The sequence below is a fragment of the Ruegeria sp. B1 genome (assembly GCF_056535885.1).
Genome location: NZ_JBQFJA010000001.1, coordinates 619,949 through 641,162 on the forward strand (window position 1 = coordinate 619,949; position 21,214 = coordinate 641,162).

Consider the following 21,214-nt stretch of genomic DNA (forward strand, 5'->3'; position numbering starts at 1 on the left):
CATCCGAAGCCCTGAGATTGTCCGACCAACCGTTGGGGTGCCCTGCTTGAGGGGCTGAGAGGCGCGCATGTGTCAACCCATCGAACCTGATCCGGGCAATACCGGCGGAGGGAACGGTCTCAAGTCTACAGACGTTTTCCGAGCCACCGTTGCCCAGACCAAGATGGAGCAACGACATGGCACCAATTGCCCTGACCATAGCAGGATCCGACAGCGGTGGCGGGGCCGGTATTCAAGCTGATCTGAAGGCAATGTCCGCGCTGGGCGTTTTTGGCGCCAGTGTTGTCACAGCGGTCACGGCGCAGAACACGCACGCGGTGACCGCTGTGCACGGAATTCCGCTGGATATCGTGTCCGCGCAGATCGATGCCGTGCTGAGCGACCTGGACGTGCGGGCCATCAAGATTGGCATGCTGGCGACACCTGAAATCATCCACTCTGTTGCTCTGGGTATCGCCGACTTCAAGGGGCCGGTCGTGCTAGATCCGGTGATGGTGGCCAAGTCTGGAGACGCCTTGCTGGCAGATGATGCCATCCAGACGTTGCGTGACGTTCTTCTGCCCCGCGCGACGGTGTTGACACCGAACCTGCCCGAGGCTGCATGTTTGCTGAACGCAGGCGCGGCGAACACACCGGAAGAAATGGAGATGCAAGGTCGCGCGCTGTGCGCGTTGGGTGCCGATGCGGTGCTGATGAAAGGCGGCCATGGAACCGGTGCCGTTTGCCATGACCTGTTGATCACTGCGGCTGGCATTGTTGCCGAGTATCAAGCCGCTCGACACGATACAAAAAACACCCATGGAACCGGCTGCACTTTGTCTTCCGCCATCGCCGCGGGCCTGGCGCGCGGGATGGACCTGCCAGCGGCGACTGCCCGGGCCCATGGGTACCTACAAGCGGCAATTGCCCGCGCGGATGAACTACAGGTCGGGTCAGGTCACGGACCGGTTCATCATTTTCACCGGGTCTGGCCCACATGACGGTCTGGTCTGTCATCGGGGCGGGTGTTGCCGGTCTGGCCGTGGCAAGCGAAATGGCTTCGCGCGCTGCCAGGGTCGAGGTCTATGATCCCGGCGGTCCCCCGGGTCCGCATGGCTGTTCCTGGTGGGCGGGGGGTATGCTGGCCCCCTGGTGCGAATACGAAAACGCCGAAGAACCCGTGTTGCGGCTGGGTCAGATTTCCATCGACTGGTGGGCAGAACGAACACAGGTGTCCCGTCTGGGAACACTGGTCGTTGCCAATCCGCGTGACCTGCCGGATCTGCGCCGGTTTGCCCGCCGTACCGAGGGCTTTGATGAAGTCAATGGTGACGAAGTAACCCAATTAGAGTCCGATTTGTCGGGTTTCTCCAAGGCGCTTTACTTCAAATCCGAGGCGCATATCGATCCGCGCCGCGCACTGACCGACCTGCACCGCAGCCTGCGCAAGCAGGGCGTGACGTTTCACCAGAAACTTGCGCCGCCGCAACTGGACAACGCGATTGACTGCCGTGGCTTGCATGCGCGCGACTATCTTGGCGACCTGCGCGGCGTGAAGGGCGAGATGTTGGTGATCCGCTGCCCGGATGTGACGCTGAAACGCCCGGTTCGCCTGCTACATCCCCGGATGCCGCTCTACATCGTACCACGCGGTGACGGTGTATATATGCTGGGCGCAACGATGATCGAGTCCGAGGACAGCAGCCGGATCACCGCCCGCTCGATGCTGGAACTGCTCAGTGCGGCATACGCCCTGAACCCGGCCTTTGGTGAGGCCGAAGTGCTGGAAATCGGCGTCGATCTGCGCCCCGCTTTTCCGGACAACCTGCCGCGTATCCGGCGCCTGGGCCGGACAATCTATGCCAATGGGCTCTACCGCCATGGCTACCTTCTTGCGCCGGCTCTGGCGCAGGGCGTGGCCGATCTGGCGCTTGAGAACAAACATTCGGAGATGGTCGATGAAGATCGTGCTTAACGGAGACTCCCTCGACGTGCAGGCAACCACGTTGTCCGATCTGCTGACGGAGTTCGGGTTTTCCGGTCGCGTCGCAACCGCCGTAAACGAAGAATTTGTGCCATCCAGTCTGCGCATTGGCCATCAGTTAAAAGACGGCGACCGGGTCGAAGTCCTGTCGCCCATGCAGGGGGGCTGATCGTGAAATCCTTCTATGGCACCGACTTGCCCAACCCGCTGATGCTGGGCACCGCCCAATATCCCAGCCCGGCCATTTTGGAGCAAGCCTTTCGCGAAAGCCGTGCGGGCGTGGCCACGGTGTCTCTGCGTCGGGAATCTGGTGCGGGTCAGACCTTTTGGCAGATGATCCGCGATCTGGGTGTTCTGATCCTGCCCAATACGGCCGGGTGCCACACGGTAAAAGAGGCGGTGACCACCGCGCACATGGCGCGCGAGGTGTTTGACACCAAATGGATCAAGCTGGAACTGATCGGCCACACAGACAGTCTGCAGCCCGATGTGTTTCAACTGGTTGAAGCCGCGCGCATATTGTCGAACGACGGCTTTCAGGTCTTTCCCTACACAACCGACGATCTGATTGTCGGCGAACGCCTGCTTGATGCGGGGTGTGAGGTCCTGATGCCTTGGGGGGCGCCTATCGGATCGGGTCGTGGGCTGAACAATGAATACGCCTTGCGGGCAATGCGGGCCGCGTTTCCTGATGTGCCACTGGTCATTGACGCAGGCATCGGCCTGCCGAGCCACGCCGCGCATGCAATGGAACTTGGCTATGATGCCGTCTTGCTCAACACTGCTGTTGCTCGCGCCGGTGATCCGGTTGCCATGGCGCGGGCGATGGCACTGGCCATCGAGGCCGGCCAATTGGCGCATCAGGCCGACCCGATCGAGCCCCGGGATATGGCAGAACCCTCAACCCCCGTTGTCGGAAAGGCGTTTTTGTCATGAGCCTGGACCGGTTCTACCCGATTTTCGACGATTCTGATTGGTTGCGTCGCATGCTGCCCCTAGGTGTGAAGCTGGTCCAACTGCGGATCAAGGATCAGCCTGACGCGCAAGTCCGCAAGCAAATCGTGGACTCGCAACGGCTGTGCCGGGATCACGGCGCCGTACTGGTTGTGAATGACTATTGGCAGGCCGCGATCGACGCGGGTTGCGACTGGATCCATCTAGGGCAGGAAGATCTGGACGAGGCCGATCTGAAAGCCGTCCGCGCCGCGGGACTCAAGCTTGGCGTGTCCACGCATGACGATGACGAGCTTGAGCGTGTTCTGTCCATGGACCCAGACTACGTGGCGCTAGGCCCTGTCTATCCGACGATCCTAAAAAAGATGAAATGGCACGAACAAGGTCTGCCGCGCGTGACGGAATGGAAGCAGCGGGTTGGGGATATCCCGCTTGTCGGCATCGGCGGAATGAGCGTCGAACGCGCGGCTGGCGTGCTGGAGGCCGGGGCCGATATCGTCTCGGTCGTCACCGACATCACCTTAAACGCGGACCCAGAGGCGCGCGTACGCCAATGGATTGAGGTGACGCGATGAGCCGCTATGTCCGCCAGATGACCCTGCCGGAGGTTGGACCAGACGGGCAGATGCGCTTGTCGAAGGCGCGCGTGCTGGTCGTTGGCGCAGGCGGGCTGGCGGCGCCCGCCCTACCGTTGCTGGCGGGGGCTGGTGTGGGACGGCTGACCATCATGGATGCCGACACTGTATCGTTGTCAAATCTGCACCGGCAGACGTTGTTTTCGGAACAGGATTGCGATTTGCCCAAGGCCGAGGTGGCTGCAGACCGGTGCCGGGCTCTGAACAGCGACATTCAGGTGCTGGCCAGAAAACAGACTCTAACAAGCGACAATTCTGCTGAAATGGTCATTGGGGTCGATCTGGTTCTGGATTGCGCAGACAGCTACGCGGCCAGTTATTGTCTGTCGGACATGTGTCTGACAGTTGGCGTGCCACTGATCAGTGCGTCAGTGCTTGGGATGTCGGGCTATGTCGGCGGGTTTTGCGGAGGCGCTCCTTCACTGCGCGCGGTTTTCCCGGATGCGCCCGACAGTGGCGCGAGCTGCGCCACGGCTGGTGTACTGGCCCCGGTTGTCGGAGTGGTCGGCGCGATGCAGGCGCAGATGGCATTGACCCTGCTGTTGGGTCTCGATCCATCCCCGCTTGGGCAGATGGTGCAATTTGACGGTCGCACCTGCCGCAGCACAAGCTTTCGCTTTGACGACGCGGCAGAGCCTGACTCCCATTTCTCTTTTGTAAGCGCGTCCGAGCTGATGCCGGATGACGTGATCGTAGAGTTGCGCGGCGCGGATGAAGCGCCGGTGCCTATCCATCCCGACGCGCGGCGCATATCGCCGGAAGGTCTCAAAAACGAACCTAACAAAGGGCAAAGACTGGCCCTTTGCTGTGCCACCGGACTGCGCGCCTGGCGCGCAGCCGAAAAGATTCAACCGGATTGGCCGGGCGAGATCGTCCTCGTCGCGGCCTCAACCTCGTGAACAGAAGGAAATGCGAGACATGAAAAAACTGATCGCTGTTATTGCCCTGCTGGCCGCTGCGCCCGCCTGGGCCGAGGACAAGATGACCGTCCTGCTGGACTGGTTCATCAACCCTGATCACGGACCCATTATTCTCGCCGAGGAAAACGGGTACTTTGCCGAGCAGGGGCTTGACGTGGAAATCATCCCGCCTGCCGATCCATCCGCGCCGCCACGTCTGGTTGCGGCTGGTCAGGCGGAACTTGCCGTGTCCTATCAACCCCAGCTGCATTTGCAGATTCACGAAGGACTGCCGCTAAAGCGTGTGGGGACGCTGGTTGCCACGCCACTGAATTGTCTCCTCGTGTTGAAAGATGGCCCGATCAAGTCCCCGGCGGACCTGAAGGGCAAGAAGATCGGGTATTCTGTGGCCGGTGTGGAAGAGGCCGTTCTGACAACTGTTCTGGGCAAGTACGGCGTCACGTTGGATGATGTTGAACTGATCAACGTGAACTTTTCGCTCTCGCCTTCGCTGATGACCGGTCAGGTGGATGCCGTCATCGGTGCCTACCGCAATTTCGAACTGAACCAGATGGATATCGAGGGCGTTCCCGGCACGTGCTTTTACATCGAGGAAGAGGGCGTGCCGTCTTATGATGAGCTGATCTACGTCGCCAATCCCGAGACGATGGATGTCGACCAGATCGCCCGCTTCCTTGCCGCGACCGAGAAGGCCACCCAGTACATTGTCAACAACCCCGAAAAAAGCTGGGAGATTTTCGCCGCCACCTCGCCGGAACTGCAGGACGAGTTGAACGCCCGCGCCTGGGTTGACACTCTGCCACGCTTTGCACTGCGTCCGGCCGGCCTGGATGCCGGACGGTATGCCCGGTTTGAAGCGTTCCTGAACGAAAGCGGTATGATCGACAGCATCAACCCGGTCAGTGACATCGCCATCGATGTGACCGCGCAATGAGCGGCGCGTATGGCAACGCGTTTGCGCTCATGCGCGACGCGGCGCAGGGGCCGTGGCGGGACTATACCCGCCACGCCTTTGTCGAAGGGCTCAGGGACGGGACCCTACCGCGCGAGGCGTTCCTGCATTATCTGCGGCAGGATTATGTATTCCTGACACACTTTTCGCGGGCGTGGGCTCTGGCCGTGGTCAAGGCCGAGACTCATGAAGAGATGCAGGTTGCTGCCGCCACGGTGAACGGCTTGATGCAGGAAGAAATGATGCTGCATGTTGGCGTTTGCGCCGAGGCGGGCATATCGCATGAAGACCTGTTCGCAACGCCTGAACGCCCGGAAAACCTTGCCTACACACGGTTTGTCCTCGAATCCGGGTATTCAGGGGACTACCTGAACCTGCTTGCGGCGCTGGTACCCTGTGTCATCGGATATGCCGAGATTGGCGCGCGCTTGGCAAACGAGGCAACGTCTGAGACCTACCGCCAATGGATCGATACCTATGCGGGTGATCAGTATCAGAGCTATTGCCACGACATCGGCGCATTGTTGGACGCGGCGCTGGTCCGTCGGTTGGGAGAGCGCTACGAAACCGTTCCGATGTGGTCGACCCTCTGCAAGACCTTTGAAACGGCCACAGCGCTCGAGGTCAATTTCTGGCAAATGGGTCTGACCCCATGACACCGGCCCCTGACCTGTTCATCAGCGGGCACGCGGACATTGACGGTGCACTCTTGTTTGCGCCGGTAACCCTGACACTTGGGGCAGGGCAATGGACGTGTCTGCTGGGCGGGTCGGGGGTTGGAAAGACAACCGTTCTGCGTCTGATCGCGGGACTGGAGACCGGAGCCGCGTTCTCCGGTCAGATTACCGCCAGCGATGGCCAGCCGGTGGCAGAACGGGTGGCCTATATGGCGCAGGACGATCTGCTCTTGCCTTGGGCGACGGTGGCGCAGAACGTCTCATTGGGCGCGCGGTTGCGTAGGGAACGGGTTGATGTCGATCGCCGTGATCGGCTGATCGCACGGATGCGGTTGCAGGACCATATGCACAAGAAACCGGCCGAGCTGTCCGGGGGCCAACGTCAACGCGTGGCGCTGGCGCGGACCCTGATGGAGGATCGGCCTGTCGTTCTGTTGGACGAGCCGTTCTCGGCCCTTGATGCGCGCACCCGCGCGGACATGCAGGACCTGGCCGCAGAGGCGTTGCACGGCCGCACTGTTTTGCTGGTGACGCATGATCCCGGCGAAGCGGCCCGTTTGGGGCAGTCAATTGTCGTGATGACACCCGCTGGGTTGACGCCCTGTCAGCCGCCCCGCGCCCCGGCGCCGCGCATAGTCGACGACCTTGAGACGCTGGAAACCCAGGGTGCCTTGCTACGGTTGCTGCGGGAGACTGCGGCATGAAGTACCTGTCTGCCCTTGCCGCGACGATTTTTGCTCTGCTGCTCTGGCAGGGCCTGGTGACTGTAACGGGTTGGCCCAAATTCATACTACCCGGACCCGCCGTTGTGGCCGAGACCTGGTGGGAGAATCGCTGGATCATCGCACGGGACACGTGGGTCACCGCGGTTGAAGTCATAATTGGCTTTGTCTTCGGGGTTACTTTGGGTGTCCTGACGGCGCTGTCGCTGGCAAGCTCACGTGCGGCGCGGGTTCTGGTGCAGCCGTTGCTGGTGTTCACCCAGGCTCTGCCGGTCTTTGCGCTGGCGCCCCTGCTGACCTTGTGGTTGGGCTTTGATCTCTGGTCCAAGGTCGCCATGGCGATGCTGATTATCTACTTTCCGGTGACATCATCCTTTTTTGACGGGCTGGTGCGGACGCCGCCCGGCTATCTTGATCTGGCCCGCACCATGCAGGCCAACCGGTGGGCGATTCTGTGGCATATCCGTATTCCCGCCGCGCTGCCCTCACTGGCCTCGGGAATGCGATTGGCCGCTGTCTACGCCCCGATCGGCGCCGTCATCGGAGAGTGGGTTGGCGGATCTTCAGGTGGGTTGGGCAATCTGATGCTGCTCGCCAATGGCCGCGCCAAGACCGATCTGATGTTTGCCGCGATGCTGACACTCGGCGTTTTTTCCGTCGTTCTGCATATGATTGTCCGTCGTGCCACGGCGCGCATGGCGGGCGAGGTGCGTTAACCATTCGGCAACCGATTCTGCGCCAGTCTCGGGGCATGACACAGGACGCCTTTGCCGAAGCCCCGATGCTGTTTGACACAGACGAAGCACCCGCGCAGCCGCTGCCGACCGGTCGGTTACCCTCCTACATCAAAGACCACCGGCGGCGGCTGCGCGAAAGGTTCATGTCTGGCGGTTCGGCGGCGATGCCGGACTATGAGTTGCTGGAGCTGGCTCTGTTTCGGTCCATCCCCCGGCAGGATGTGAAACCGCTGGCCCGGCGTCTGCTGGACGCATTTGGCGACTTTAACCGCGTTCTGACAGCGCCCGAGGACCGGTTGCGGCAGATCAAGGGCGTTGGGGACACCGTGATCACCGATCTGAAAATCCTCGAAGCGTGCGCCCACCGGATGGCGCGCGCGCGGGTGATGCAGCGGCACGTAATTTCGGGATGGGACGCGCTGGTGGACTACTGCCACACCACGATGGCGCATCGCGAGACCGAGCAGTTTCGGGTGTTCTATCTGGATCGTAAAAATGTGCTGATCGCGGATGAGGAACAGGCCAAGGGCACCGTGGATCATGTGCCCGTCTATCCGCGTGAAGTGGCCAAACGTGCGCTGGAGCTGAACGCCTCGGCGCTGATCCTGGTGCACAACCATCCGTCCGGCGATCCGACCCCGTCACAATCCGACATCGACATGACAAACCGGATTCAGGATGCCTGCACCGCGCTGGGTTTGACGCTGCACGACCATCTGATCATCGGGAAATCGACCGAACTGAGTTTTCGCTCAGAGGGGTATCTGTGACCCTTACTGCACCCAGATTTCGACCCGGCGATTGACCTTTCGACCCCATTCGGTGTCGTCGCAAGCCATCGGCATGGCCTCGCCAAACCCCTCCACCCCAATTTGGATGTTTTCAGGAACAGCGGTTTCAATGGCACCCAGAACCGCATTGCGCACCGTTTGGGCGCGTCGCAATGCGATGCGGGCGTTGACATCCGCCGCCCCATCCCCGTCGCTGAACCCCACAAAGACCAGCCTGCGCGCATCAAACCGGCCCGCCTCGAGCGCTTGTGCCAATTGCAGGATGTTCGATCGCGATTGCGCGTCCGGCCTCGAGGATCCAGTTTCAAACCGGAAGGACAAGGACAGGCGAGACATCGGACGCAGCGTCTCGATCATGCGCTGTAGTTCCTGCAATCCAACTTCGGCCCCTCCGGTCACAATGGCATTGGCCAGACGGTCACCTTGCAACCCGATTCCCAGCATTTCGGGGCTCTGATCAACGAAACCGGCCTGCCGAATCGCCAACTCAGCGTTTGGGCTTTGGCTGTACGCCAGGAACTGTCGCGCGATCCGGGGTAGCCTGCGTTCCGGCAGATACAGGAACATCGGAGCCGTCAGGGGGTAATCTTCGGTCTTGATCGATTGCCGCGTCGCCGCCAGCGCATGCCCGCAACCACCCGTGAGCGGCAATGCACGTGCCCCTCCGACCGCCGCCTGCGTGGCGATTCCGATGGCAAACGGATCTTTGGCGACGGCACGTACAAGGTCACTGCTGCGCGCGTGGCGGATCGGGGCATCCGAAATTTTGACGTCGCCGGGCTCCAAAAGCTGATCCTCAACCGCCTGCGCCAGACCGGAACTGGCATTCGGCATATGCAATGCAATCGGAGCGTCGGGTCCGCCAAGGTCGGACCAGTTCTCAATATCTGCCGACAGAACCCGCGCCAGATCCGCGGGCGATATCTGCCGCACCACATTGTCGTCGGCCACAACCGGGACCATCGCGTCCAGCGCAACAACCCGCGACCGGCGCGGATGCGCAAGATCACCCAGACCTGCGGATTGCAGCGCCTCGCGTTCAGTATCTCGAATCTCGCGCATGGCCATGACGATGTCGGTGGCATCGTCCGCGAGATCGGCAAACCCTTGACTTGTGGTGCCGACCCTAAACATCAGCGTAGCCAATGCGGCCTGTCGTCCAGGTTGGTGCAGCTCATAGGCAAATGTGGATGAATCAATCCGTTTTGGAGTGGCGGTCAGACCCTCTTGGCGCGCAAAGCCAATGATCAGCGCTGGCAGCACCGTTTCTGCCATCACGGATGAGCCGGAAAACCAGACCTCGGCCACGAAATCGATCAGGTTAGGGCAGGCGGGACCTTCGCAGGTGACACCGGACCCATCCACGGTCAATTCGCCGAACTGGGTGTCGACGCGGTAGAACTCACCGTCATAGCCCAGCAGGTTTCCGGTGATCTCGACCTTGCCGTCATGCGAGGTCAGCGTGATGTCCTGCGCTGCGGCGCCTGCCGCCAATGTCACCGAAAACAGCGCAGCCACCGCTGCACGGAAGAATGTCATGAGAAGGTCGAGCCTGCCTGCGGATTACTTTGCAGCGATTGTCAGGTCTTCGAGCAGATTATTCAACACCAGAAACTCACCGGTGTGCGAACAGTCCGGCAAGCTCAGCGTCAGATCGCGCGAGCGCAACCTGCGATCGGACCGCAGCTCCAGCGACTGAACGCTCAGGGTCTGACCACAATTTGCGTCAGTTACCTCGGCCTCGACGGTCAGCGCGATTGAACCGGATCGGTCATTCTGCCCAGCGGGGAAAGAGTATACTTCGACGTTTTGAGCATCCTCAAAGCCGACTCGGCCCAGATTGACGACATTGCCGATACCCTGCGCCGATTGCCCGGACCAGACGTGACCGTCTCCGCCGTAACTGGCTTCAAATTCCAGCGCGTGTATCTGCAGGTTTGTGGCGCCGCTCCATTGCAAAGCGACGCGGTGGTATTGATCGATATCAGAGATGTGAGTGGTGGCAACGCTGCCGGTTTCATCTTGAAAGGAAATCAGAAAAATTGCGTATTCGGTCAGCGCCGGAACCGTCAGATCCACAGCACCGTTCGTGTCGGTCACCTGCGTAATGATCAGGCCGCTGTGGTAAATCTCGACACGTTCATTGGCATGACAGGGCGCCTTTATGGACAGGTGCGCCTTGGCGCCCTGCACGGCTGATGCGCGGGCGCTTAGATTGCAGGATTTTGGAGTTGTTGAGGCGCTCGGTTCGGCGCGCAGCGTTCGCTGCGCCGAGGGTGCGGTATCTATAGGTACATCACTCGGTGAAGATGACGTCAGAGTGATGCTTTTAAGGCCGGCCAGAACCGACGCCTGACCGTCTGTCGAAGCCACGTCAACGGCTGCCTGCGTGCGGTCGCCGCGCGCAAGTGATCCGTTCTGCATCAGGAAGCCGATGCCCAGCGCGCAAATAGCGGTGCCGAACATGGTTACGTAGTTCCGAACAACAAACAAGACACCCTCCCCAGTTGAAGGAGCGAGTCGCAATGTCGTCGCCAATCGCGGCCAATATGTGGCCACGAGGCGGACTCATTGTGTCGGATTCTAAGGTGACGCTAGGTCAGGCGACCATGGCAATGCTTGAATTTTTTGCCGGACCCGCAGGGACATCTGTCATTGCGCGACGGGTTGCCCCATGTTGATGGATCATCCTCGACAAAGCCCGGACGCGCGTCGCCTGATGCTTCGGCCTCGGCCACCGCTTCGGCTTGACCCGCCGCCTGATCGACCGCTTTCTGAGCTTGCGCCTGCTGGGCCGCCATCTGTGCCAGCATTTCTTTTTGCTCTTCTTCGGTCAGCGGACGGACACGCGACAATTGCTGTGTCACGGTCTCGCGCAGGCTGTCCAACATCCCCTCGAACAACTGGAAGCTTTCGCTTTTGTATTCGTTCAGCGGGTCGCGCTGGGCGTAGCCCCGGAAGCCTACGACCGAGCGCAGATGTTCCAGGGTCAGCAGATGTTCGCGCCATTTGCCGTCGATGGTCTGTAGCAGAACCTGTTTTTCGATGTTACGCATGTTCTCGGGGCCGAAGGCCACGGCTTTCTGCGCCATCATCTCATCGGCGGCCTTAATCAGGCGCTCGCGCACCTCGTCATCATCAACGCCTTCTTCAGCGGCCCAGTCCTGAACCGGCGCGTCGATGGTCAGCTTGTCCTTGACGGCCTCATACAGACCTTCGGTATCCCATTGATCTGCATAAGATTTCGGCGGCATGTATTCGTCAATGAGATCATCGATCACCTGTTCGCGCATGTCCGATACGATTTCTGATAAGTCTCCCGTCGACATGATCTCGCGGCGCTGGCTGAAGACCACTTTCCGCTGATCGTTCATCACGTCGTCGAATTTCAGAACATTCTTGCGCATGTCAAAGTTGCGGCCTTCGACTTTGGACTGCGCGCGTTCCAGCGACTTGTTCACCCAGGGGTGAATGATCGCTTCGCCTTCTTTCATGCCCAGCGTGGTCAGAACTTTGTCCAGCCGTTCCGAGCCAAAGATGCGCATCAGGTCATCTTCGAGGCTGAGGTAAAACACCGTGCGTCCGGGGTCGCCCTGACGGCCCGAACGACCGCGCAGCTGGTTGTCGATGCGGCGGCTTTCGTGCCGTTCCGAGGCCATGACACAAAGCCCACCGGCTTCCAGAACCTTGTTTTTTTCTTCGGCATGGTGCGCCTCTTCCGCCGCGCGCAGGTCGGCCGGATCCGCGTCCGGATTTTCGGCCAGCGCCTTAAGAACCTTCATCTCGACATTTCCACCCAACTGAATGTCGGTCCCCCGACCGGCCATGTTGGTGGCAATGGTCACCGCGCCATAGCGGCCCGCATCGGCCACGATCTGGGCTTCTTGTTCATGCTGGCGGGCGTTCAGCACGTTGTGCTCGATGCCTTCCTTGGTCAGCATCTGGCTCAGGACTTCGGATTTCTCGATCGAGGTGGTGCCCAGCAGAACCGGCTGCCCCTTTTCCTGGGCTTCCTTGGTTTCCTTGATCATCGCGCCGTATTTTTCCAGCGCCGTGCGATAGACCTGATCATCCTCATCGATGCGCGTGATCGGCTTGTTGGTCGGCACCTCGACCACACCAAGACCATAGATTTCCTGGAATTCTTCAGCTTCCGTCAGCGCGGTCCCGGTCATGCCGCCCAGCTTGTCATACAGGCGGAAGTAGTTCTGGAACGTAACGCTGGCGAGGGTCACGTTTTCTGGCTGAATCTGAACGCCTTCCTTGGCTTCGATCGCCTGATGCAGACCCTCGGACAGGCGGCGACCGGGCATCATACGTCCGGTGAATTCATCGATCAGAACAACGTTGCCGTCCCGCACGATGTAGTCCTTGTCGCGCTGGAACAGCTTGTGCGCACGCAGGCCCTGATTGACATGGTGCACCACTGTGGTGCTTTCGGGATCATACAGCGAATGACCTTCAGGGATCAGGCCGGCGGACAGCAACTGCTCTTCTAGAAACTCGTTGCCTTCATCGGTAAAGGTGACGTTTCGAGTCTTTTCATCCAGCGTGAAGTGATCGTCCTGCAGCGACGGGATCAGCCCATCAATCGCGGTGTACAGGTCCGAGCGGTCCTGCGACGGGCCCGAGATGATCAGCGGTGTGCGGGCCTCGTCGATCAGGATCGAGTCGACCTCGTCGACAATCGCGAAGTTGTGGTACTTCTGGTAAACCTCTTCCAGGTCGGCCTTCATATTGTCGCGCAGGTAGTCAAAGCCCAGCTCATTATTTGTGGCATAGGTCACGTCACAGCCATACGCCGCCTTTTTCTCGGCATCGGGCTGGCCCGACCAGATCACGCCGGTGGTCATACCGACGGCGCCAAACACCTTGCCCATCCATTCCGCATCTCTCTTGGCCAGGTATTCGTTCACTGTGACGATGTGCACACCTTTACCCGTTAGCGCATTCAGATAGGCGGGGAAGGTCGCGACAAGGGTCTTTCCCTCTCCCGTCTTCATTTCCGAAATGTTGCCCTGATGCAGAAACGCGCCGCCCATCAATTGGACGTCAAAGGCGCGCAGACCCAGCGCGCGTTTTGCGCCCTCGCGGACATTGGCAAAGGCTTCGGGCAGAAGAGCGTCCAGAGCTTCGCCGTCCAGCGCGCGTCTGCGCAGTTCCTCGGTTTTCGAGATCAGGTCTTGGTCGGACAGGTTTTCGAACTCGGGCTCGAGCGCGTTGATCTTTTCGACCAGGGGGCGGGTCGCCTTGATCTTGCGGTCGTTCGGTGTTCCGAACACCTTTTTGGCGAGCGTTCCGAGTCCCAGCATGTTCACTCCAGCGGATCTGTTCTTGTCTTGGTTGCGACAGGCTTGCCCACCTTGCGCGCAACCCATAGATACGGGGGTGAAAGGCGGCCCTGTCCAAGGCTTCAAGGCGATGTAAGCGGCAGGTTCCAGAGTGTCAACGCCGCGCCCCGTCGCGGCAAGAAAATAGGATGATTCCATGCCCAAAGGCCTCACTTTTCTGCCATCGCTGGCATTTGCCACCGTGATGGCCCTGCCGCTGGCCGCCGAAACCAAACCCGACGCCGATACTGTTGTCGCCCGCGTAAACGGCGATGAGATCACATTGGGTCACGTCATCGCCACCGCCGCCAACCTGCCACCGCAATACCAGCAGGCCGAGGATGCCGTTCTCTATGACTTCATTGTCGAGCAACTGATCCAGCAACAATTGCTGAGCCAGCAACAGGACGGCCTGACGGCGCAACACGAATTGGCGCTGGAAAACGAAACCCGCTCGCTCAAGGCGGTGCAGACTGTTGATGCACTGGTTGACGAGGTTGTGACCGAAGACGCCGTGCAAGCCGCTTACGACGCTCAATTTGCCGATTTTGAGGGCGAGGATGAGTTTGACGCCAGCCATATCCTTGTTGAGACCGAGGAAGAGGCAATTGCAATCAAGGCACAGTTGGATGACGGTGCCGATTTCGCCGAGCTTGCGCGCGAAAAGTCCACCGGTCCGTCAGGCCCCAACGGCGGCGCACTTGGGTGGTTCGGCAAAGGCCGGATGGTTCCCGAATTTGAAGAGGCGGTTCTGAGCCTCGAAAAGGGCCAGATTTCTGATCCGGTCCAGACCCAGTTCGGCTGGCATGTGTTGATCCTGAACGACACGCGCAAAACAGATGTTCCCGAATTGACCACGGTGCGCGAGGACCTGGTTCAGACCCTTCAGCAAGATGCGATCACGGCCCGGATTGACGAGCTGACACAGCAAGCCCAGATCGACCGGCCCACCCTGGAGGGTGTTGACCCCGAGGTCATCCGACAGCTGGACTTGATTCAGGAGTAACCCTCGTGGCCACGATCACCAAGGTTTCGCCGCTGGCGCCAGCGGCCTTCCCCGATCTGCCCGCAATCGATGGCGTGCGTTTTGCCACGGTTGCGGCGGGCGTACGCTATCAGGGCCGGACCGATGTCATGCTGGCCGTGATGGACCCGGGAACGTCGGTGGCCGGGGTGTTTACACGCTCTGCCACGCGCGCGGCACCAGTTCTGGATTGTCAGGACAAAATCGGCGGCCCCAGCGACGGTCCGGCGGCGATCCTTGTGAACTCGGGCAACGCAAACGCCTTTACCGGGCATTATGGTCAGACCTCGGTGGCCGAAGTCACCCAGGCAGTCTCAAAGGCAGCCGGAGTACCGGTGGAGCGGGTGTTTACCTCCTCCACCGGGGTCATCGGGGAACCACTGGCTCATAACCGAATTGTCTCGCAGCTAGAGGCATTGAAATCAAACCTCAACCGGCACGCGTTGGAAGACTCTGCCCGCGCCATCATGACCACCGACACGTTCCCCAAAGGCGCCGCCGCGCAGGTCGGGATTGAGGGCAAAACAGTCTCTATTTCGGGGATCGCGAAGGGGTCTGGCATGATCGCACCGGATATGGCGACCATGCTGGTTTACATCTTTACGGACGCCCAAGTTGAACAACCGGCGTTGCAGAAGATGTTGGGCGCACAAACAGACCGGACGTTCAACTGCATTACCGTGGACAGCGATACCTCGACCTCGGACACGCTGCTTTTGTGCGCAACCGGCGCGTCTGGCGTCGATGCAACCGGGAACCCGGCCTTTTCCGAGGCGCTGGAAACCGTCATGCTGGACCTTGCGCAGCAGGTGGTGCGCGACGGTGAGGGGGCCACGAAATTCGTAGAAATTCGTGTGACCGGTGCCGCCTCGGACGCGGACGCCAAGACCCACGGACTGGCCATCGCCAATTCTCCGCTGGTGAAAACCGCCATCGCGGGCGAAGACCCGAACTGGGGTCGCGTCGTTATGGCCATTGGCAAATCCGGAGCGGCCGCCGATCGCGATCGCCTCAGCATCTCTTTCGGAGACATCCTTGTTGCCGAAAAAGGCTGGGTTAGTCCCGATTATAGCGAAGAAGACGCCGCCGCTTACATGAAACGTCAGGATCTGGTTGTTGCCGTTGATCTGGGGTTGGGCGAGGGGCAATCCACCGTTTGGACCTGTGATCTGACCCATGGCTATATCAAAATCAATGCGGATTACCGCTCGTGAAACCCAAGCAACTCCAGCAAAAGTGGAGCCCGGTTTTGCGTCCGGGATTGCGACCATGAAAACGGTCCTCGTGTCTGCCGTCGCCCTTGTCGACATCGAGGGCCGCGTCCTGCTGGCCCAACGCCCCGAAGGCAAATCCATGGCCGGCCTGTGGGAATTCCCCGGCGGCAAAATAGAGCCCGGCGAAACACCCGAGGCCGCCCTGATCCGCGAATTGCATGAGGAGTTGGGCATCAACACCTGGGCCTCCTGCCTCGCCCCGCTGACGTTCGCCAGCCACACCTATGACGATTTCCACCTGCTGATGCCGCTTTTTGCCTGCCGCAAGTGGGAGGGTATCCCGCAGTCGAAAGAAGGTCAGACGCTGAAATGGGTGCGCGCGAATGATCTGCGCAACTACCCGATGCCTGAGGCAGATGTGCCTCTGATTCCGATCCTGCGGGATTGGTTGTAGGTATTAATTTTTCTCATACACTTGAGAAAACTATTCATGCAGTCGAGAGGGGATGTTCTCCAGGGTTATCACCGTGCTCACTGTGCAAGAGACCGACCATAAGACCATCCATGTGCTTTCGAAAGAAAGGTCGCCCCAAAAACAATTTGAGCGGCACCAAACCGGGCGGGTCCATTGAGGTCTCATCCTCCAAAGATGTACTGTACCTGTAAATCGTAGGAGGCTAAAGGTGTGCACACTGTGGTTCGAAAATGCCTGAACGCACATATTCGGCTATCAAAATCTTAAGAGAAGAAGCGGGTCTTTCACGTGCAGCGAGTTTCAATTGTCGGAGGGTCTGGATTTATCGGCACCAACCTCTGTCAACGCCTGGCCGATCATCAAATTCCGTTTGAAATTATTGATCTAAAGACATCTGTCCGCTTCCCGGAAAAGACCAAAATCGCGGATATCCGTGTTAAGGACACCCTTCGTAAGGCCATTACCGGAGATGTGGTGGTCAATCTGGCGGCTGTGCATACGGATGATGTCTCCGATCCAAATGCTTATACCTCGACCAATGTAGACGGGACACGCAACCTCGCTGAGGTCTGCGATGAAAAGGGAATTACAAAGATCGTGTTCACCAGCACCGTCGCCGTCTATGGGTTTGCCCCATCAGGCACCGATGAAAGTGGCAGGATCAACCCGTTCAATGACTACGGTCGCACCAAATGGCAGGCCGAAGAAGTGCTCGACGCCTGGTACAACGAGTCGGCGGAACAAAAATCTTTGCTCGTGTTGCGCCCGACCGTGGTTTTTGGCGAAGGCAATCGCGGCAATGTCTACAACCTGCTCAACCAGATTGCCTCAGGACGCTTTTTGATGATCGGGAATGGAAAAAACCGCAAATCCATGGCTTACGTAGGCAACGTGGCGGCATTTCTCGAAACTTGCATCCGCACTGACCGCAAACACGGCATCTTTAACTATGTCGATACCCCCGACGCAGACATGAACGCGCTGGTCGGTTTGGTACGGGGTAAGCTGACCCAAAAGAACGGCGCCGGTCTGCGCCTGCCGCGCTGGCTGGGCATCGGAATTGGCAAGGTGTTTGATTTTATTACCTACATCAGCGGCCGCAAATTCCCCGTCAGTTCCATCCGTGTGATCAAGTTTACTTCGGAATCCAGCTTTTCCAGTTCCAAGCACGAGTTGGACGGGTTTGAGCCCCCCTATTCGCTGCAGGATGGGCTTGAGCGCACATTGCAATCGGAGTTTATTGCACCTGATCCGGCTCGGGAAATTTTCTATACAGAGTAGACTGAGAGGATCTGCCGCAACCTCTGGCGTTGAACGAGGCCATGGTTGTGATTGGTGGGGTTATCGCGCGCGATCTGCAAATTGACGCAACCCACTTGCCGAGAATCCAGGTTGCCCTTTGCGGATCACCCTGGCGGCCTCGATACCCGCCAGGGTCGCGGCAGATGAAGCGAAGCGCGTGAAGTCGATTATCGGGCGGTCCGGATATTGTGGCGGTCAAACCGCCAGTCGGATCAAACACCACCAACGAGCAATACGCCGGCCAAAATTTGCAACAGACCCTGCCTTACGAAAACCTACCCAGCTTAAGGCCATAAAGACGTACACAGTATCTAGACTACCCACAAAGAAATGAACTATGTCAGATTTCGTGAACGACCGGTACATCGTAACCATCGGAGACATCCCATTTGACCGGAGGAGCCCGGTGGCTTTCGCTGCCACGCACTCTGTGTAGCAATCCAGCGGGCGGGGTAACAGCTCGGGCGATGAACGAAAGTTTGTCACCACTTTGGCGCGTGCCGCCGGTTTTGGCGGTGTATATGTGGAAACCCGCGAAGACCCTGATAAGGCACCCGGCAATGGCCCGAACATGATCCCGGTCGACCAATTGGCCGACCGTCTCGGCCCCCTCGCGAAAGAAGTGTAAGAATAGGTTATGGCACGCCCGGAACGTACGATCATCGCGTTGAACACGACGGACGCACGCCGCTTCGCGCGCAGCCTGATGAAAGACAGCGATCGGGTACTCTTTTTTGAGGAGGCCCGTAGCTGGGGCCAGATCCTGAGGTTGGTGCGCAAAGGTACGGGAACAATGATTCTGTTGGGTGCCCGGCCCCCGGATAAGGCCGCCGTAAAGGCGCTGGGGCGCTACGCGGACTCAGTGGTGATCCTGCAGCACGCCGTCAACAAACGCCGCCGCTTCAAAGAACTGCCGCCCGGATACTTCCTGAGCAACTTTAAGAAGCTGATTTACTGGAGCGTGTTCATCCTACTGTGTAAACTGGTGGGACTGCTCGGCCAAGGACGGCACAGTGTGCCAACGACCGTCTATCACTTCACCTCGGATTACCTTGCGGAATGGATAGATGCCTTGGGGCGGGATCGCTTTCAAGATATGGCCTGCCCGCGTCCAGATCCCACGCGTTTCGGTACTATCGAGGATATACCCGTTGTCGACGATCCGGTGGCCTATCAATTGATCGACGAACCCTTTAGGCAGACCATGGGCATCTCCAAGGCCCAGGAAACCGGCCTGCTTCAGAGCATTCTGGATACGACCGGTTCCGAGCAGATCATGGTCAAGCCACATCCGCGCAGCCAACCGGGCAAGTATGATTTTTCGGATCGCTTTGTCATCAGCAACACCCTGTATTCTAATGCAGAGGTGCTGATCGGATATCGCTCGGGGCTTCTCGACTATCCTTTTCTTGCGCAAGAACGCGTGGCGATCATCCCCAACGGTCAGAGCTTTGTCCTCGAGCGTACAATGATGGAGCGGAGCAATGAACAAGCCGACACCTATCTCGACTGCGTTGAACGAGACCTCCGCGCCAAAAAATATTAATGTCCTTTGGAGCGGGCGTAGTTTCGGCGGTGCCGAGATTTATGTTGAGACCATGCGCCGCAACTGGGGGTGCGAGATCATTGCGTTGCAGACTCTCAGCGCGGTCGAAATGCTGCGTTTGATGCGCGACATCGCCTTTGGGCGGAACACCTACGTATTTCACGATCTGCGCGCCGCACTACTGGGGTTTCTGCGCCCCACCCGTAAATACATCACGGTGATCCACGGGCCGGGCCAGCGGCAGGGGCTGACCCGGGCCGTCATCCGGGCGCAAGCCTTTACGCAAAAAGCGATCGTGCTGGTGTCGGACGATATCTATCCCAACCGGTCCAATGACCGGGTGTTCGTGCTGGAGAACTTTTCCAGCGCGGGTATCAAGGCCACGGATCAATCCGCGGATGCTGTCTTTGTCGGTCGGGTCACCCGGGCCAAGTGCGTCGACAAAACCGTAGCCTTCTGGCACAGGTATCAGCCCGGAGGCATCCTGCACATCATCGGCGATGGCGATTTGCTGCCCGAATTGCGCACACGATATGAAATCGAAGGCTCGAACATCCGATTTCATGGTGCCATGCCTCATGAGCAGATCACCAAAATCGCCTCGACCTGCCGCTTCTATGTTTCGTTTAGTGACCGTGAGGGCCTGTCCCTGTCGCTGCTCGAAGCCATGGATGGCGGGTTGATACCTCTGGTGACCAACCTGCCCTCGCAGCGTTTTGTCTTTGAGATTCCCGATGTCCCAATGGTGGATGAGGATGGAGAGCGGCTGGCGCAAGCGATTGCCCGTATCAATGATGGCACCGCTAAAGACCGCGCGACGCTGAGGGATGCAGTACGCCGCACTGTCCGCGAGCGCTTTCAGGAACGCTGGCTGAAGGTTTGGGAACAGCTGCTTGGTGCCAATCCCGGAACTTGATACAGAGGCGGGCGAGAAAGGACAAAATCATGCGTGTGTTCGTAACAGGAGGGGCTGGCTACATTGGTAGCCACACCTTGCTGCAACTTCTTAGGCAAGGTCATGAGGTGATGGTTTTTGACAACTACTCCAACAGCTCACCCGAACCTCTGACACGGGTGCGACAACTGGCCAACAAAGACTTTGCCATCCAAGAAGGCGACGTGCGCGACGAAGTGCTCTTGAACCAGTGCTTTGCCGATTTCAGCCCCGAGGCAGTGATTCATTTTGCGGGACTCAAGTCGGTGGGGGAATCCCAGCAGATTCCGCTGGACTATTATGACCAGAATGTCAGGGGCAGCATGACCCTATTGTCCACAATGAAAAAGCACGACTGCAAGCAGATCGTGTTTTCGTCTTCGGCCACGGTCTATGGTGAGGCCGAGTATCTGCCCTATGACGAAGAGCACCCTTTGAAGCCGACCAATGCCTATGGCAGGACCAAATACTTCGTCGAAGAAATCATCAGAGACTGGGCCGTGGCGTGGCCTGACGCGCGCGCAGTGCTGCTTCGCTATTTCAATCCGGTGGGCGCGCATGTGTCCGGGTGGCTCGGCGAAGATCCCAACGGCATCCCCAACAATCTGATGCCATTTGTGGCACAGGTGGCGGTCGGGCGGCGCGATCAATTGGCGGTGTTCGGCAACGATTACGAAACGCGCGATGGTACGGGCGAGCGCGACTACATCCATGTCGAGGATCTGGCCAGCGCCCATCTGGCAGCGTTGGGCTACAGCAATACTATGACCGGAGCGCAGGCGATCAATGTAGGTACGGGCCGCGGCACCACGGTGCTGGAGATGATCGAGGCTTTTACACGAGCCTCCGGCCGCGATATCCCCCATCGGATCGCTGCACGCCGCCCCGGCGATGTCGCGCGCAGTCTGGCTGCGGTTGATCTGGCGCAGTCGCTTTTGGGCTGGGCGGCGCAATACGATGTGGATGACATGTGTAAGAGCACATGGATTTGGCAGAAAGCGAACCCAAACGGTTACGCAGGGTGACGGGGTGGTAACC

22 protein-coding genes and 1 riboswitch are annotated in these 21,214 nt (G+C 59.2%); of the genes, 19 read left to right on the top strand and 3 right to left on the bottom strand.

Translation table 11 applies throughout. The features are described from left to right. The first annotated feature begins 23 nt into the window (after positions 1-23). A riboswitch (TPP riboswitch) is annotated at positions 24-130 on the top strand. A 46-nt stretch (positions 131-176) separates the two neighbouring features. The 11 genes from thiD to radC are packed head-to-tail and all read left to right on the top strand — an operon-like array spanning position 177 to position 8,330. Then, entirely contained in the window at positions 177-980 is an 804-nt protein-coding gene (thiD, locus tag ACR3ES_RS03050) for a bifunctional hydroxymethylpyrimidine kinase/phosphomethylpyrimidine kinase (protein ID WP_170431465.1), read from the top strand. After that, the gene (locus ACR3ES_RS03055; RefSeq protein WP_170431463.1) at positions 977-1,954 is read left to right on the top strand and encodes an FAD-dependent oxidoreductase; all 978 of its coding nucleotides are present in this window, start codon (positions 977-979) and stop codon (positions 1,952-1,954) included. Before thiD ends, ACR3ES_RS03055 begins: the two co-directional genes overlap by 4 nt. Beyond that, complete coding sequence (thiS, locus tag ACR3ES_RS03060) at positions 1,938-2,132, top strand: sulfur carrier protein ThiS (protein ID WP_170431461.1); 195 nt, start codon at positions 1,938-1,940, stop codon at positions 2,130-2,132. Before ACR3ES_RS03055 ends, thiS begins: the two co-directional genes overlap by 17 nt. Before the next feature lie 2 nt (positions 2,133-2,134). Then, complete coding sequence (locus ACR3ES_RS03065; protein WP_170431459.1) at positions 2,135-2,899, top strand: thiazole synthase; 765 nt, start codon at positions 2,135-2,137, stop codon at positions 2,897-2,899. After that, complete coding sequence (locus tag ACR3ES_RS03070) at positions 2,896-3,492, top strand: thiamine phosphate synthase (RefSeq protein WP_170431457.1); 597 nt, start codon at positions 2,896-2,898, stop codon at positions 3,490-3,492. The genes ACR3ES_RS03065 and ACR3ES_RS03070 overlap by 4 nt, the downstream gene beginning before the upstream one ends. Then, positions 3,489-4,451 carry a ThiF family adenylyltransferase gene (locus ACR3ES_RS03075; RefSeq protein ID WP_170431455.1) on the top strand — a complete coding sequence of 321 codons (963 nt, stop codon included), beginning with the start codon at positions 3,489-3,491 and terminating at the stop codon, positions 4,449-4,451. The genes ACR3ES_RS03070 and ACR3ES_RS03075 overlap by 4 nt, the downstream gene beginning before the upstream one ends. Positions 4,452-4,470: 19 nt before the next feature. Continuing rightward, a complete protein-coding gene (locus tag ACR3ES_RS03080) occupies positions 4,471-5,406 on the top strand; it encodes an ABC transporter substrate-binding protein (RefSeq protein WP_170431453.1) in 936 nt (311 codons plus the stop codon). Further along, positions 5,403-6,080 carry a thiaminase II gene (gene tenA, locus ACR3ES_RS03085; protein ID WP_170431451.1) on the top strand — a complete coding sequence of 226 codons (678 nt, stop codon included), beginning with the start codon at positions 5,403-5,405 and terminating at the stop codon, positions 6,078-6,080. The genes ACR3ES_RS03080 and tenA overlap by 4 nt, the downstream gene beginning before the upstream one ends. Next, positions 6,077-6,805, top strand: coding sequence for an ABC transporter ATP-binding protein (locus tag ACR3ES_RS03090; RefSeq protein WP_170431449.1), 729 nt, complete (start codon positions 6,077-6,079; stop codon positions 6,803-6,805). Before tenA ends, ACR3ES_RS03090 begins: the two co-directional genes overlap by 4 nt. Next, positions 6,802-7,539, top strand: a complete 738-nt coding sequence (locus tag ACR3ES_RS03095; protein WP_170431447.1) for an ABC transporter permease — start codon at positions 6,802-6,804, stop codon at positions 7,537-7,539. The genes ACR3ES_RS03090 and ACR3ES_RS03095 overlap by 4 nt, the downstream gene beginning before the upstream one ends. Before the next feature lie 35 nt (positions 7,540-7,574). Continuing rightward, a complete protein-coding gene (radC, locus tag ACR3ES_RS03100; RefSeq protein WP_170431446.1) occupies positions 7,575-8,330 on the top strand; it encodes a RadC family protein in 756 nt (251 codons plus the stop codon). Between the two features lie 3 nt (positions 8,331-8,333). Here radC and ACR3ES_RS03105 read toward each other — a convergent pair whose 3' ends face one another. From ACR3ES_RS03105 to secA, 3 genes are all read right to left on the bottom strand, one after another. Next, the gene (locus tag ACR3ES_RS03105; RefSeq protein WP_170431444.1) at positions 8,334-9,890 is read right to left on the bottom strand and encodes a phosphate ABC transporter substrate-binding/OmpA family protein; all 1,557 of its coding nucleotides are present in this window, start codon (positions 9,888-9,890) and stop codon (positions 8,334-8,336) included. Positions 9,891-9,914: 24 nt separating this feature from the next. Further along, complete coding sequence (locus ACR3ES_RS03110; RefSeq protein ID WP_170431442.1) at positions 9,915-10,844, bottom strand: hypothetical protein; 930 nt, start codon at positions 10,842-10,844, stop codon at positions 9,915-9,917. A 101-nt stretch (positions 10,845-10,945) separates the two neighbouring features. After that, positions 10,946-13,663, bottom strand: coding sequence for a preprotein translocase subunit SecA (secA, locus tag ACR3ES_RS03115; protein WP_170431440.1), 2,718 nt, complete (start codon positions 13,661-13,663; stop codon positions 10,946-10,948). A 175-nt stretch (positions 13,664-13,838) separates the two neighbouring features. On the opposite strand from secA, the gene ACR3ES_RS03120 reads away from it, so the two are divergent. The 8 genes from ACR3ES_RS03120 to galE all read left to right on the top strand — a co-directional run bounded on the left by ACR3ES_RS03120 (position 13,839) and on the right by galE (position 21,201). Further along, a complete protein-coding gene (locus ACR3ES_RS03120) occupies positions 13,839-14,687 on the top strand; it encodes a peptidylprolyl isomerase (protein ID WP_170431438.1) in 849 nt (282 codons plus the stop codon). A gap of 5 nt (positions 14,688-14,692) precedes the next feature. Next, entirely contained in the window at positions 14,693-15,919 is a 1,227-nt protein-coding gene (gene argJ / locus ACR3ES_RS03125) for a bifunctional glutamate N-acetyltransferase/amino-acid acetyltransferase ArgJ (protein WP_170431437.1), read from the top strand. A gap of 55 nt (positions 15,920-15,974) precedes the next feature. Next, positions 15,975-16,373: an 8-oxo-dGTP diphosphatase MutT gene (mutT, locus tag ACR3ES_RS03130; RefSeq protein ID WP_170431435.1), complete on the top strand. Its 399-nt coding sequence runs from the start codon at positions 15,975-15,977 to the stop codon at positions 16,371-16,373. Between the two features lie 309 nt (positions 16,374-16,682). Then, positions 16,683-17,675, top strand: a complete 993-nt coding sequence (locus ACR3ES_RS03135; protein ID WP_170431433.1) for an NAD-dependent epimerase/dehydratase family protein — start codon at positions 16,683-16,685, stop codon at positions 17,673-17,675. A gap of 511 nt (positions 17,676-18,186) precedes the next feature. Continuing rightward, positions 18,187-18,324 carry a hypothetical protein gene (locus ACR3ES_RS03140; RefSeq protein ID WP_480424783.1) on the top strand — a complete coding sequence of 46 codons (138 nt, stop codon included), beginning with the start codon at positions 18,187-18,189 and terminating at the stop codon, positions 18,322-18,324. Between the two features lie 78 nt (positions 18,325-18,402). Next, entirely contained in the window at positions 18,403-19,242 is an 840-nt protein-coding gene (locus ACR3ES_RS03145; RefSeq protein ID WP_480424785.1) for a hypothetical protein, read from the top strand. Beyond that, positions 19,181-20,158: a glycosyltransferase family 4 protein gene (locus ACR3ES_RS03150; protein WP_170431429.1), complete on the top strand. Its 978-nt coding sequence runs from the start codon at positions 19,181-19,183 to the stop codon at positions 20,156-20,158. The genes ACR3ES_RS03145 and ACR3ES_RS03150 overlap by 62 nt, the downstream gene beginning before the upstream one ends. Before the next feature lie 29 nt (positions 20,159-20,187). Continuing rightward, the gene (galE, locus tag ACR3ES_RS03155; RefSeq protein WP_170431428.1) at positions 20,188-21,201 is read left to right on the top strand and encodes a UDP-glucose 4-epimerase GalE; all 1,014 of its coding nucleotides are present in this window, start codon (positions 20,188-20,190) and stop codon (positions 21,199-21,201) included. Positions 21,202-21,214: the final 13 nt, after the last annotated feature.